Source organism: Amycolatopsis pretoriensis, assembly GCF_900107925.1.
Lineage (GTDB): Bacteria > Actinomycetota > Actinomycetes > Mycobacteriales > Pseudonocardiaceae > Amycolatopsis > Amycolatopsis pretoriensis.
This window is the reverse complement of the sequence record NZ_FNUJ01000015.1, coordinates 65529-78636: the sequence shown is the minus strand read 5'-3', so window position 1 is coordinate 78636 and position 13108 is coordinate 65529. Positions and strand designations below refer to the sequence as shown.

The 13108-nt window shown below is 69.9% G+C and carries 11 protein-coding genes; 5 read left to right on the top strand and 6 right to left on the bottom strand.

Going from position 1 to position 13108, the window contains the following annotated elements; translation table 11 throughout:
- Position 1 precedes the first annotated feature (1 nt).
- Genes BLV96_RS44950 through BLV96_RS44935 form a run of 4 tightly spaced genes read right to left on the bottom strand, consistent with a single transcriptional unit; the run spans position 2 to position 5218 of the window.
- A complete protein-coding gene (locus BLV96_RS44950; protein ID WP_208608505.1) occupies positions 2-1600 on the bottom strand; it encodes an acyl-CoA carboxylase subunit beta in 1599 nt (532 codons plus the stop codon).
- On the bottom strand, positions 1597-2745 hold the full coding sequence (locus BLV96_RS44945; protein ID WP_086672426.1) for an acyl-CoA dehydrogenase family protein: 1149 nt from the start codon (positions 2743-2745) through the stop codon (positions 1597-1599). The genes BLV96_RS44950 and BLV96_RS44945 overlap by 4 nt, the downstream gene beginning before the upstream one ends.
- A complete protein-coding gene (locus tag BLV96_RS44940; RefSeq protein ID WP_086672428.1) occupies positions 2742-4430 on the bottom strand; it encodes an acyclic terpene utilization AtuA family protein in 1689 nt (562 codons plus the stop codon). The genes BLV96_RS44945 and BLV96_RS44940 overlap by 4 nt, the downstream gene beginning before the upstream one ends.
- Positions 4427-5218, bottom strand: a complete 792-nt coding sequence (locus BLV96_RS44935; RefSeq protein ID WP_086672429.1) for a TIGR03084 family metal-binding protein — start codon at positions 5216-5218, stop codon at positions 4427-4429. Before BLV96_RS44935 ends, BLV96_RS44940 begins: the two co-directional genes overlap by 4 nt.
- Before the next feature lie 140 nt (positions 5219-5358).
- On the opposite strand from BLV96_RS44935, the gene BLV96_RS44930 reads away from it, so the two are divergent.
- From BLV96_RS44930 to BLV96_RS44915, 4 genes are all read left to right on the top strand, one after another.
- Positions 5359-6198 carry an enoyl-CoA hydratase-related protein gene (locus BLV96_RS44930; RefSeq protein ID WP_086672431.1) on the top strand — a complete coding sequence of 280 codons (840 nt, stop codon included), beginning with the start codon at positions 5359-5361 and terminating at the stop codon, positions 6196-6198.
- Positions 6195-6794 carry an acetoacetate decarboxylase family protein gene (locus BLV96_RS44925; protein ID WP_086672433.1) on the top strand — a complete coding sequence of 200 codons (600 nt, stop codon included), beginning with the start codon at positions 6195-6197 and terminating at the stop codon, positions 6792-6794. The genes BLV96_RS44930 and BLV96_RS44925 overlap by 4 nt, the downstream gene beginning before the upstream one ends.
- Positions 6795-7282: 488 nt before the next feature.
- Positions 7283-10192: a ribonucleoside-diphosphate reductase subunit alpha gene (locus BLV96_RS44920; RefSeq protein WP_086672435.1), complete on the top strand. Its 2910-nt coding sequence runs from the start codon at positions 7283-7285 to the stop codon at positions 10190-10192.
- A gap of 13 nt (positions 10193-10205) precedes the next feature.
- Positions 10206-11279, top strand: a complete 1074-nt coding sequence (locus BLV96_RS44915; RefSeq protein WP_086672437.1) for a ribonucleotide-diphosphate reductase subunit beta — start codon at positions 10206-10208, stop codon at positions 11277-11279.
- A gap of 46 nt (positions 11280-11325) precedes the next feature.
- On the opposite strand, the gene BLV96_RS44910 is transcribed toward BLV96_RS44915, so the two are convergent.
- Complete coding sequence (locus BLV96_RS44910) at positions 11326-11682, bottom strand: DUF2255 family protein (protein WP_086672438.1); 357 nt, start codon at positions 11680-11682, stop codon at positions 11326-11328.
- Positions 11683-11786: 104 nt separating this feature from the next.
- On the opposite strand from BLV96_RS44910, the gene BLV96_RS44905 reads away from it, so the two are divergent.
- Positions 11787-12695 (top strand): alpha/beta hydrolase, encoded by a 909-nt coding sequence (locus tag BLV96_RS44905; RefSeq protein WP_086672440.1) that lies wholly within the window; start codon positions 11787-11789, stop codon positions 12693-12695.
- Here the strand turns inward: BLV96_RS44905 and BLV96_RS44900 are convergent.
- Positions 12683-13087, bottom strand: a complete 405-nt coding sequence (locus BLV96_RS44900; protein WP_086672442.1) for a pyridoxamine 5'-phosphate oxidase family protein — start codon at positions 13085-13087, stop codon at positions 12683-12685. The two genes, BLV96_RS44905 and BLV96_RS44900, sit on opposite strands and share 13 nt — an antisense overlap.
- Positions 13088-13108 lie beyond the last annotated feature (21 nt).

The following is a 13108-nucleotide window of genomic DNA, read 5'->3' as shown; positions in this document are numbered from 1 at the left end:
CTCACATCCGGAAGACGCCGAAGCCCTCGGCGCCCTTCACTGGTCCATTGTGGATCGCGGACAGGCTCAGCCCCAGCACGGTGCGGGTGTCGCGCGGGTCGATGATGCCGTCGTCGTAGAGCATGCCGGAGAGGAACATCGGCATCGACTCGGCTTCGATCTGGCCCTCCACCATGGCGCGCATGGCCTTGTCGTGTTCCTCGTTGTAATCCTGGCCACGGCTTTCGGCCGCCGCGCGGGCCACGATGGACAGCACGCCGGCCAGCTGCGCCGGGCCCATCACCGCGGACTTCGCGCTCGGCCACGCGAACAGGAAGCGGGGATCGTAGGCGCGACCGCACATGCCGTAGTGCCCGGCGCCGTAGGACGCTCCCATGAGGACGGACAGGTGCGGCACCTTCGAGTTCGACACGGCGTTGATCATCATCGCGCCGTGCTTGATGATGCCGCTCTGCTCGTACTCCTTGCCGACCATGTAGCCGGTCGTGTTGTGCAGGAACACCAGCGGGGTGTGGATCTGGTTGGCCAGCTGGATGAACTGCGCGGCCTTCTGCGACTCCTCGCCGAACAGCACACCCTGCGCGTTGGCCAGGACACCGACGGGATAGCCGTGGATGCTCGCCCAGCCCGTGACCAGCGAAGAGCCGTAGAGCGGCTTGAACTCGTCGAAGTCGGAGCCGTCGACGACGCGGGCGATGACCTCGCGCGGGTCGAACGGAACCTTGAGATCGGTCGGCACGATCCCGAGCAGGTCTTCGGTGTCGTACAACGGCTCGGCATAGTCCGGCTTCGGCGTCGGGCCCTGCTTGGTCCAGTTGAGCCGCTTGATGATGTTGCGGCCCAGGCGGATCGCGTCGGCCTCGTCGACGGCGAGGTAGTCCGCCAAGCCGGACGTGCGCGCGTGCATCTCGGCGCCGCCGAGCGACTCGTCGTCGGACTCCTCACCGGTCGCCATCTTGACCAGCGGTGGCCCGCCGAGGAACACCTTCGCGCGTTCCTTGACCATGACGACGTAGTCCGACATGCCCGGCAGGTACGCCCCGCCGGCGGTGGAGTTGCCGAAGACCAGCGCGACCGTCGGGCAGCCCGCGGCCGAAGCCCGCGTGATGTCGCGGAAGATCCGGCCGCCGGGGATGAAGATCTCCTTCTGCGTCGGCAGGTCCGCGCCACCGGACTCGACGAGGTTGATCGACGGCAGCCGGTTCTGCGCGGCGATGTCCGCCGCCCGGAAGGACTTCTTGGTCGTCCACGGGTTGCTGGCGCCGCCCTTGACCGTCGGGTCGCTGGCCGAGATCAGGCACTCGACGCCTTCGACGACGCCGATGCCCGTCACCAGGCTCGCGCCGACGCGGTAGTCGGTGCCCCACGCGGCCAGCGGCGACAGCTCCAGGAACGGCGAGTCCTGGTCGAGCAGCAGCTCGACGCGTTCGCGAGCCAGGAGCTTGCCGCGCTTGCGGTGGCGTTCGACGTACTTCTCGCCGCCACCGGCGACGGCCTTGGCCTGCTCGGTGTCGATCTCGGCGAGCTTCTCCAGCATCGCCTCGCGGTTCGCGCCGAACTCGGCGGCCCGCGTGTCCACTGTGGACCTCAAGGTAGTCACGAGGTGTATCCCAATCGCTTCGCGGCCAGGCCGGTGAGGATCTCGGTGGTGCCGCCGCCGATGCCGAGGATCCGGACGTCGCGGTAGTGGCGTTCCACTTCGGACTCGCGCATGTACCCGAGCCCGCCGTGCAGCTGGACGGCCTCGTTGACCACCCACTCGGCGGCCTCGACGGCGGTGTTCTTGGCGAAACAGGCTTCGGCGATGACCTCTTCGCCCGAGACGTGCCGGATCGCGGCCTGCCGGGTGTAGATCCGGGCGACATCGACGCGACGCGCCATCTCGGTGAGCTTGTGCTGCACGACCTGCCGCGAGATGAGCGGGCGGCCGAACGTCTCGCGCAGCCGGCACCAGTCGAGCGTCAGGTCGAGGGCCCGCTGCGCGTGCGCGTACGCCTGCACCGCGAGGGAAAGGCGTTCGGTGACGAACTGGGTGGCCACCTGCGCGAAGCCGCTGTTCTCGGCCCCGATCAGGTTCTCGACCGGCACCCGGACGTCCACGTAGGACAGTTCGGCGGTGTCGGAGCAGAGCCAGCCCATCTTCTCGAGCTTGCGGGAGACGGTGAAGCCGGGCGTCCCGCGTTCGACGACGATCAGCGAAAGCCCGTGCGCGCCGTCGCCGCCGGTGCGCACGACCGTCGTGACGAAGTCCGCGCGGCAGCCGGAGGTGATGAACGTCTTGGCGCCGTTGACGACGTACTCGTCACCCTCGCGGACGGCGGTGGTCCGGATCCCGGCGACGTCCGAGCCGCCGTCCGGTTCGGTGACGGCCAGCGAGCCGATCTTGTCGCCGGCCAGCGTCGGGCGCACCCAGCGTTCGAGCTGGACCGGGTCGTTGGCTTCGGCGATGTGCGGGACGGCGATGCCGCAGGTGAACAGCGACGCGAAGAGCCCGCCGGACCCACCCGCGTAGTGCATCTCCTCGGCGACGACGAGCGCGTCGAGGTAGTTGCCGTCACCCCCGCCGATCTCCTCGGGGAAGGCGACGCCGAGCAGGCCGAGGTCGCCGGCCTTGCGGTGCAGGTCGCGCGGCAGCTCGCCGGCGCGCTCCCAGTCGTCGAGGTGCGGCAGAACCTCCTGCTCGACGAACTTCCGCACGGTCTTGCGCAGCTCGGCCCGTTCGGGCGTCCGGAAGGGGTCGGTCACAGGAGTACCTCCGGGACGTCGATCTCGCGCGAGCGCAGCCATTCGCCGAAGGCCTTGGCCTGCGGGTCGAACCGCGCCTGCGACGCGACGCCTGCGCCGAGGATGCCCTCGACGACGAAGTTCATCGCCCACAGGTTGGGCAGCAGGTAGCGCGTCACCGGCAGGTCGGCGGTCTCGGGCAGCAGCAGTTTGAACTCCGCGACGGTCAGCCGGTGCACGAGCCACCGCCACGCCTCATCCGAGCGCACCCAGACGCCGAGGTTGGCGTTGCCGCCCTTGTCGCCGCTGCGGGCGCCGACGACCGTGCCCAGCGGCACCCGGCGCACCGGCCCGTGGTCCAGGGGCTCGGGCAACGCGGGCTCGTCCACATCGGACAAGTCCAGAGTGGACGTCGAAGACGCTATGTCGACACGCATGCCGTCCGGCAGCACGGCCACGTGCGGCACCGTCCCCGCGTCCACATAGGCCGCCGTGTAGACACCGTACGGCGCGGCGTCCGACGGCGGCGCGGTGACGTGGAAGCCCGGGTAGCTGGCCAGCGCGAGTTCGACGGCAGCACCGGTGAACGCCCGCCCGGCGACCTTCGGGTCGGCGTCCTTGACCGCGACGTGCAGCAGCGCACTGGCGGTCTGCTCGGTGTCGGCATCGGGGTGGTCGGTCCGGGCGAGGGTCCACCGGACGTCGGCGGGCGGCCGGTCCTTCATGGACGCTTCGAGCTGTTCCCGCACCAGTGCGGCTTTCGCCTCGATGTCGAGTCCGGTGAGGACGAACGTCGTCTCGTTCCGGAACCCGCCGAGGGTGTTCAGCGCGACCTTGAGGGTCGGCGGCGGCGCTTCCCCGCGGACGCCGGAGATCCGGACGCGATCGGGCCCGTCTTCGGTGAGCGAGAGCGTGTCGAACCGGGTGGTCACATCGGGTCCGGCGTACCGCGCACCGGTGATTTCGTACAGCAGCTGCGCTTTGACCGTGCCGGCGTTCACCACTCCCCCGGTGCCCGGGTGCTTGGTGATGACGCTGGAGCCGTCGGCTTCGATCTCGGCGATCGGGAAGCCCGGCACACCCAGGGAGTGTTCGGTGAAGAAGGCGTAGTTGCCACCGGTGGCCTGGGCGCCGCATTCGATGACGTGCCCGGCGGCGACGGCGCCGGCGAGGGCGTCGAAGTCGTCGCGGGCCCAGCCGTAGTGCGCGGCGGCCGGGCCGACGATGACCGAGGCGTCGGTGACCCGGCCGGTGACGACGACATCGGCGCCCGCGTTCAGGCACTCGACGATGCCCCAGGCACCGAGATAAGCGTTGGCGGTCAACGGTTTCCCGAGGTCCAGCTCGTCCGCGCGGGCCACGAGGTCGTCACCTTCGACGTGCGCGATCTTGACGTCGAGACCGAGGCGATCGGCCAGCTCGCGCAGGGCGTCCGCGAGCCCGGCGGGGTTGAGCCCGCCCGCGTTGGCGACGATCTTTACGCCCTTTTCCCGCGCCAGCCCGAGGTTCTCCTCCATTTGTCGGAGGAAAGTCTTGGCGTAGCCGCGGTTGGCGTCCTTCATCCGGTCACGGCCGAGGATGAGCATGGTCAGCTCGGCGAGGTAGTCGCCGGTCAGGACGTCGAGCGGACCGCCGGTGAGCATCTCGCGGACCGCGGAGAACCGGTCGCCGTAGAAGCCGGACGCGTTGCCGATGCGGTAAGTCATGCGAACTGCCCCGGCTGCCGGCCGTTCCCGGGCGGCCCGGCGAAGGCCTGCGCGATGCCGAGCCACTCTTCGACGTCGGCGCCGCTCGCGACGAGGTCGGTGTCGTCCGGGTGCCGCCGCTGGGTGACGACCAGGCAGAAGTCCAGCGCGCTGCCGGTCAGCTTCTGCTCGGCGGCTTCCGGGCCGAACGCCCAGGTGGTGCCGTCGGGCGCGGCCAGTTCGACGCGGAACTCCTCGGCCGGCGGGGCGAGCGAGTTGGTCAGGTAGGCGAAGTCGCGGGTGCGCGTGCCGAAGCGGGCGATGTGCCACAGCCGCGCGGTGGGCTCGCGGGTCAAGCCGAGGGCGTCGAAGACGTCCTGGCCGTGCGCCCAGGTCTCCATCATCCGCGCGGTCGCCATCGAGGCGGCGCTCATCGGCGGGCCGTACCAGGGCAGCTTCTGCCCGTCGGGCACGGCGGCGAGGGCTTCGGCGAGCTGCTTGCGACCGTTTCGCCAGTCTTCGAGGATCTCCTTCGGCGGGAGTTCGGCCCCGGCCGCGGCACCGTCGTCGACGTAGGTCTCCCCCGCCTTGAGCAGTTCCTCGACCTCGGCCTGCCAGTCTTCCGGGTGAGCCGCGGCGATCAGGGCCTTCCGGTCGGTCCAGGCCAGGTGCGCGATCTGGTGCGCGATCGTCCACCCCTCGGCGGGTGTGGCCCGCGCCCAGTCCGCCGCGGGCAGGTCCGCCACCACGTCGTCGATCGTCCGTGTCTCCGCGTCGAGATCCCCGAGGATCACGCCGAGATCCGCCATCCGCCGCCTCCTTGCGTCCTGGCGCCCAGCGTCGCACCGGGCGCCGGAAAAATCAAGCACGCCTGATTGTTTCGCCCTGGACGCTGCGCACCCACTATTGACACCTTGCCAGTAGCGTCGGTCTGCAATAGTTTCCTCGCATGGCCGACTACGCCGAGATCACCTACGCCGTCGCGGAGCGGATCGCCACCGTGACCCTGAACCGCCCCGAGGCGCGCAACGGCTACACGATCCGGATGGCCGACGAGCTCGGCGCCGCGATGGACCGCGCCGACCGCGACGAGGATGTGCGCGTGGTCGTGCTGACCGGGGCCGGCAAGGACTTCTGCGTCGGCGCCGACCTCTCCCAAGGCGGCTTCGACTTCGACCCGTCGACCGGTCCGGACGCGGCCTGGCAGGAGCCCGCCGGGCGGTGCTCGAAGCGGATCTTCGCGATGAACAAGCCGGTGATCGCGGCCATGCACGGCGCGGCGGTCGGTGGTGGCGTCACGATCACCCTTTCGTGTGACTACCGTCTGGCCTCGGAGGACTCGCGCTTCGGCTTCGTGTTCACCCGCCGCGGCATCTACCCCGAAGGCGCGTCGGCGTGGTTCCTTCCCCGGCTCGTCGGCATGGGGACGGCGCTGGACTGGATGATCAGCGGCCGCGTGTTCCCGGCGGCCGAAGCCCTCGCGAAAGGCCTGGTGCACCGGGTTTTCCCCGCCGGAACCGTGCTCGACGAGGCCTACAAGCTGGCGCGCGAGATCGTCGAGACGACCGCGCCGGTCTCGGTCGCGGTGACCCGCCAGCTGCTCTACCGGATGGCGAGCGCCGAGTCGCCGTACCCGGTGCACGAGCTCGACTCGAAGCTGATCGGCGGGCTGGGCGTGAGCCCGGACGCCGTCGAAGGGGTCATGTCGTTCCTGCAGAAGCGGCCACCCGCGTTCGGCATGCGCGTCGACAAGGACCTGCCGTCGTACCTCCCCTGGTCGGGCAAATGAGCCTCTATCCGCCGCAGCCCTGGAACCTGACCGCCGACGCGCGCGTGTCGATCTGGCGCGTGCCGGTCGCGGAGCTGCCGGCGGTGCCCGCGGAGCCCCTGGTCGTCGCCGGGCAGGCCACGGTGTTCACGGCGTGGATCGACTACACCCCGCCGGGGCAGCTGGCCTACCACGAACTGCTGGCTGCGGTGTCGATCAAGGCGCGCCGGGTTTCGTGCTCGATCACCGAGATCTGGGTGGACAGCGAGGCGTCGATGGCCGGCGGCCGCGAGCTGTGGGCGATCCCGAAGGGCCTGGCCACTTTGGACTTCACGAGCGGCCGCACCTTCACGGCGACCGCGGCCACGTCCGACGACTGGATCGCGACGGCCGCCTTCAAGCGCCGTCCGGGCCTGCCGCTGCGGGTGCCGACGTCGTTCGAGGTGGTCCAGGAACGCGACGGCCTCCTGCGGACGCCGGTGGGCGCGAAGATCCGCCCGAGGCCGGCGTCGGCCGACTGGAGCTTCAACCCGGACGGCCCCCTGGGGTACCTCGCGGGCCGCCGCCCGGTGACGAGCCTGGAGCTCCCGGCTTCGGAGCTGCGCTTCGGCGCCTGAGTCCCCCGCCGGACGTCATGAACGACCCTTTCACCTCGCCGGGCGCCAGGGCCCCGGCAAAGTCGGTGGTCGCGTGCCGAGCCGCGTGTCGCGAATGCGTCATTGGGGGCGCCGGAGGTCCCGAATGAGTCATTCGCGACGTGGGGCGGGGGTTGGCGACGTCATGAACGACTCTTTCCTGCCGTCCAGCGTCATGAACGACCCTTTCATGGCGCCACCGCCGCCGGAAGACGGCCGAGCAAGACCCGCCCACGCGGCGTGAACTGCACCTCTGGGTGATCACGTAACCCGGCAGGGTGAGCCGCCGACACGCCATCCCTTGGGTCCCGCGCGGGGACCGACCCCTACATGTAGTCTCTGGTGACCGGCAGGGCCCAGCGACGGGGAGACCGCTGCAGAGTACTGCCGGGCAGCTTTCAAGAAACCGCAGCGCACGGCCTCATGACGCCGTGTGGCGATCGAACGCGCCCGAAAACTTGGAGACACGCATGTCAGTCGAAACCGGTCAGCGGCCCTCCGCCGCGGACACACCCACCGCGATCCGGGTCATCCGGCGGGACGGCAGCGTGTCGCCGTTCGACGCCGGGAAGATCTCGGTCGCGCTGACGAAGGCGTTCCTCGCGGTCGAGGGTGGCGACGCCGCCGCGTCCTCCCGCGTGCACCACGTCGTCGCGGAGCTGACCCAGCAGGTCGAGACCACCCTGCTGCGCCACGCCGGCCCCGAGACCGCCCTGCACATCGAGCAGATCCAGGACATCGTCGAGCTCGCCCTCATGCGCGGCGAGCACCACAAGGTCGCCCGCGCCTACGTCCTCTACCGCGAGGAGCGCAGCAAGGCTCGCGAGGCCGCCAAGCCCGCCGCCACCGAGGTCGCCCTGAACGTCAAGGGCGCCGACGGCGTCCTGCGCCCGCTCGACTGGGCCCGCGTGTCCCACGTCGTGGGCGAGGCCGTCGCCGGGCTCGACGACGTCGAGGCGGAGCCGGTGCTGGCCGAGGCCAAGCGCAACCTCTACGACGGCATCAGCGCCGACGAGCTGGCCCTGGCCCAGGTCCTGGCCGCCCGCGTGCTCGTCGAGCAGGAGCCGAACTACTCGTTCGTCTCCGCCCGCCTGCTGCTGGACAAGCTGCGCGGCGAGGCCCTGAGCTACCTGGCGGGCAAGCCGCGCCAGGCCAGCCAGGACGAGATGACGAGCGAGTACGCGCCGTACTTCCGCGCCTACCTGCGCCGCGCGATCGAGCTGGAGCTGGTCGACGCCGAGCTGCAGCGCTTCGACCTCGACAAGATCACCGCCGCGATCCGGCCCGAGCGGGACCTCGACTTCGGGTTCCTCGGCCTGCAGACGCTCTACGACCGGTACTTCCAGCACCACGACGGCACCCGCTTCGAGCTGCCGCAGGCGTTCTTCATGCGCGTCGCCATGGGGCTGGCCATCCGCGAGAAGGACCGCGAAGCCCGCGCGATCGAGTTCTACGAGCTGCTCTCGAGCTTCCACTTCATGGCGTCCACCCCGACGCTGTTCAACTCGGGCACCACGCGCCCGCAGCTGTCGTCCTGCTTCCTGACCACAGTGGACGACGACCTGGACTCGATCTTCCAGGCCTACAAGAACAACGCGCTGCTGGCCAAGTACTCGGGCGGCCTCGGCAACGACTGGACCCCGGTCCGCGGCCTCGGCGCGCACATCAAGGGCACCAACGGCCAGTCCCAGGGTGTCGTGCCGTTCCTCAAGATCGCCAACGACACCGCGGTCGCGGTCAACCAGGGCGGCAAGCGCAAGGGCGCGGCCTGCGCGTACCTCGAGACGTGGCACGTGGACATCGAGGAGTTCCTCGACCTGCGCAAGAACACCGGTGACGACCGCCGCCGCACCCACGACATGAACACCGCGAACTGGGTGCCCGACGAGTTCCTCCGCCGCGTCGAGGCCAACGCCGAGTGGACGCTGTTCTCGCCGAACGAGACCCCGGACCTGCACGACCTCTACGGCAACGAGTTCGCCGCCCGCTACCGCGCGTACGAGGCGATGGCCGACCGCGGCGAAATCAAGGTGTTCCGCCGGATCCGCGCGGTCGACCTGTGGCGCCGCATGCTGACCATGCTGTTCGAGACCGGCCACCCGTGGATCACGTTCAAGGACCCGTGCAACCTGCGCTCGCCGCAGCAGCACGTCGGCGTCGTGCACTCGTCCAACCTGTGCACCGAGATCACGCTGAACACGACCACCGACGAGGTCGCGGTCTGCAACCTCGGCTCGGTGAACCTGCTCAAGCACGTCACCCCGTCCGGTTTGGACACGGCGCGGCTCGAGAAGACCGTGCGCACGGCCGTCCGCATGCTGGACAACGTGATCGACATCAACTTCTACACGATCCCGGAGGCGCGCCGCTCCAACCTGCGCCACCGCCCGGTCGGCCTGGGCATCATGGGCTTCCAGGACGCGCTGTTCGAGATCGGCGTCCCGTTCGCCTCCGACGAGGCCGTGAAGTTCGCCGACGTCTCCATGGAGCACCTGTCCTACTACGCGATCTCGGCGTCGACCGACCTCGCCGAGGAGCGCGGGCAGTACCAGTCGTTCGAGGGATCGCTGTGGAGCAAGGGCATCCTGCCGATCGACTCGCTGCAGCTGCTCATCGACGCGCGCCAGGGTGACGGCCTCGACGTCGACACCTCGTCCACTTTGGACTGGGCGCCGCTGCGCGAGCGCGTCAAGACCGTCGGCATGCGCAACTCCAACGTGATGGCGATCGCGCCGACCGCGACGATCTCCAACATCTCGGGGGTCGGCCAGTCGATCGAGCCGCTGTTCCAGAACCTGTTCGTCAAGTCGAACATGTCCGGCGACTTCACCGTCGTGAATCCGCACCTGGTCAAGAGCCTCAAGGAGCGCGGGCTCTGGGACGAGGTCATGGTCAGCGACCTCAAGTACTTCGACGGTTCCCTGGGCCAGATCGACCGCGTCCCGGACGACCTGAAGGCGCTGTACGCCACGGCGTTCGAGATCGAGTCGAAGTGGATCGTCGACGCCGGTTCGGTGCGCCAGAAGTGGATCGACCAGGCGCAGTCGCTGAACCTGTACATCGCGGCGCCGAGCGGCCGCAAGCTCGACGAGCTGTACCGCTACGCGTGGCACAAGGGCCTCAAGACCACGTACTACCTGCGGGCGCAGTCCGCGACGCACGTGGAGAAGAGCACCCTGCGCGGCACCGACGGCAAGCTGAACGCCGTCTCGGCCACCCCGGCCCCGGCTCCCGCGGCGGCCGCCCCGGCACCGGCCCCGGCTCCCACGCCCGCTCCCGCGCCGACGCCGGCCCCGGCCCCGGCACCCGACGTGGACTTCGTGGCCACCGAAGGCGCCGCCTGCCGCATCGACGACCCCGACTGCGAAGCCTGCCAGTAAGGAATTCGAGAACATGACCAACGTGGAGACGACCGGCGCCACCGGCCTCGGGGAGATCGAGGTCGGGGCCGCCCGGATCAACGTCGACGACAAGCGCATGATCAACGCGCGCGCCGACGTCAACCAGCTGCTGCCGATGAAGTACACCTGGGCCTGGGAGAAGTACCTGGCCGGCTGCAACAACCACTGGATGCCGACCGAGGTCGCCATGCAGGCGGACATCGCGCTGTGGAAGTCGAAGGACGGCCTCACCGAGGACGAGCGGCAGATGCTCAAGCGCAACCTGGGCTTCTTCGCTACCGCGGAGTCCTTGGTGGCCAACAACATCGTGCTCGCGGTGTACCGGCAGATCACCAACCCCGAGTGCCGCCAGTACCTGCTGCGCCAGGCGTTCGAGGAGGCCGTGCACACGCACACCTTCCAGTACATCTGCGAAAGCCTCGGCCTGGTCGAGGGCGAGCTGTTCAACATGTACCGCGAAGTCCCCTCCATCTCGGAGAAGGACGCGTGGGCGCTGAAGTACACGCAGAACCTGGAGAACCCGGATTTCGAGACCGGGACGCCGGAGGCCGACACGGCGTTCCTGCGTGACCTCGTCGCGTTCTACGTGATCTTCGAGGGCATGTGGTTCTACACCGGGTTCGCGCAGATCCTGTCGCTGGGCCGCCGGAACAAGATGGTCGGCATCGCCGAGCAGTACCAGTACATCCTGCGCGACGAGTCGATCCACCTGAACTTCGGCATCGACTGCATCAACCAGATCAAGATCGAGAACCCGCACCTGTGGACGCCCGAGTTCCAGGAAGAGGTCCGCGGGATGCTGAAGGACGCGTGCGAGCTCGAGGTCAACTACGCGCGCGACACGATGCCCCGCGGCATGCTCGGCCTGTCGGCGCAGCTGTGCGAGCAGTACATGCACTTCATCACCGACCGGCGCGCGCAGCAGATCGGGCTGGCCCCGATCTTCGGCGAGACCGAGAACCCGTTCCCGTGGATGTCCGAGGCGATGGACCTGAAGAAGGAGAAGAACTTCTTCGAGACCCGCGTCATCGAGTACCAGTCGGGCGGCGCCCTCGACTGGGACTGATCTCCCGCTGAGCCCGGCCACACTTTTCGGAGTGTGGCCGGGCTTTTCACGCCGCCGGGTCGATCCGGACCGTCGCGGCCCGGGCCTCGGGGCTCGCGACGAGCGCGTCGGACACCGGTCCGTACTTGCCGGCGAAGGCGGCGTCGAGCCCGGCGGGTGGTTCGAGACCGGTCGCGAACGAGACGTCGCGGATGACGCCGCCCAGCTCGATCCGGCCGTGGCCGTGGTCGCGCGCTGCCCGGTACCAGCGCGAGCGGACGCCGCGGTAGGCACGCACGTATACCCCGCCGTCGACGACCGCCATGCCGATCTCGACGCCGGGCCCGCCACGGTCCCCGGCGGTCAGGACGAGCGAATAGCCGGCGGCGAGCAGGGCGAGGTCTTCGGGTGTCCAGGTGGTCATGGTTCCAGTGTGGAGCTTCCGCGGTGCCGCGTGCGGGGGCAGGATCCTTCCCAGGCAGGAACCCGCGGCTTTTCCACCCCGCGCCCCGGGCCGAAGGTGGAGGCATGACCAAGAACGTCACCTTCCCCAGCGCCGGCCTCGACATCGCCGCCCACCTCTACCTCCCCGACAACGCCGACGCACCCCTCCCGGCCCTCGTAGTCGGCCACCCCGGCACCGGTGTCAAGGAGCAGACCTCCGGCACCTACGCCCGGCTGATGGCCGAACGCGGCTTCGTCACCCTGGCCTTCGACGCCGCCCACCAGGGCGAGTCCGGCGGGCTGCCGCGTGGCCTCGAAGACCCCGCCCAGCGGATCGAAGACTTCAAGGCCGCCGTCTCGTGTCTCACCACCCGGCCCGAGGTCGACGCCGGCCGGATCGGGCTGCTGGGCATCTGCGCCTCCGGCGGCTACTCCCTCGCCGCCGCCGGTGGGGACCACCGCGTCCGGGCCGTCGCGACCGTGAGCACCGCCGAACCCGCCCGCCAGTTCCGCTACGGCGCCGACGGCACGCAGGACCCGGCCGTCTTCCAGGGCCTGCTCGACGCCGCCGCCCAGGCGCGCACGGCCGCCGCCCGGGGCGAGGACCCCGGGGTGCTGACGATGTTCCCCGAGACCGCCGCGGAAGCCGGCGCGCTCGGCGGGCCGCACGGCGTCGAGGGCTGGGAGTACTACTGCGGCGCCCGCGGCTACCACGAGCGGTCGGCGAAGTTCCTCACCTGGGACAGCGTCGACAAGATGGCCGCGAGCGACGTCTTCCACGCCGTCCCGCTGATCGGCCCGCGCCCGGTGCTGCAGATCCTCGGCGAGCGCGCGGTCACCGCGTGGATGGGCCTGGAGGCCCACCGGCGCGCCACCGGGCCCGCGGAGATCCACTGGATCGCGGGTGCGAGTCACGTCGACCTCTACGACAAGCGCGAGTACATCGACCCCGCCGTCGCCAAGCTCGCCGGCTACTTCGGTCAGTACCTGTAGCGGCGCACCTTCTCCGGGTGGAGCACCAGCCGAAGCTGGTCCACCGCAAGGATTTCCTTGAGATCCGCGGCTCGGGCCGGGTCGTCGAGGTCCCAGTAGCGCGCGGCCAAGCGTGACGCGAGATCGTGTGCTCCCTCGGGCTCGACGGAGACCCGGCCCGTGACCGAAACCCACCGTTCGCGCTCCCCCACCGGCGCCGCCACGACGAGCGACGCGCGCGGGTCGCGGCGGACCCGGCGGACCTTCGGCGAGTCCGGTTCCGTGAACAGCTCGAGCGTGCCCTCGGTCGTCGCCTCGAACCAGACCGGGCGGGGCTCCGCTCCCGCGACCGTCAGGAACCCGTGCAGCGGACGGCGGAGGAACTCGAGGTCGTCGGGGGTCAATGCGTTCATGACGGCCAGTCAACCCGGCTC

What these genes read in the sequence shown, in the direction of transcription:
- BLV96_RS44940 (WP_086672428.1), bottom strand. Translation starts at nt 4,430, where the DNA reads ATGACTTACCGCATCGGCAACGCGTCCGGCTTCTACGGCGACCGGTTC.
- BLV96_RS44935 (WP_086672429.1), bottom strand. Translation starts at nt 5,218, where the DNA reads ATGGCGGATCTCGGCGTGATCCTCGGGGATCTCGACGCGGAGACACGG.
- BLV96_RS44930 (WP_086672431.1), top strand. Translation starts at nt 5,359, where the DNA reads ATGGCCGACTACGCCGAGATCACCTACGCCGTCGCGGAGCGGATCGCC.
- BLV96_RS44925 (WP_086672433.1), top strand. Translation starts at nt 6,195, where the DNA reads ATGAGCCTCTATCCGCCGCAGCCCTGGAACCTGACCGCCGACGCGCGC.
- BLV96_RS44920 (WP_086672435.1), top strand. Translation starts at nt 7,283, where the DNA reads ATGTCAGTCGAAACCGGTCAGCGGCCCTCCGCCGCGGACACACCCACC.
- BLV96_RS44915 (WP_086672437.1), top strand. Translation starts at nt 10,206, where the DNA reads ATGACCAACGTGGAGACGACCGGCGCCACCGGCCTCGGGGAGATCGAG.
- BLV96_RS44910 (WP_086672438.1), bottom strand. Translation starts at nt 11,682, where the DNA reads ATGACCACCTGGACACCCGAAGACCTCGCCCTGCTCGCCGCCGGCTAT.
- BLV96_RS44905 (WP_086672440.1), top strand. Translation starts at nt 11,787, where the DNA reads ATGACCAAGAACGTCACCTTCCCCAGCGCCGGCCTCGACATCGCCGCC.
- BLV96_RS44900 (WP_086672442.1), bottom strand. Translation starts at nt 13,087, where the DNA reads ATGAACGCATTGACCCCCGACGACCTCGAGTTCCTCCGCCGTCCGCTG.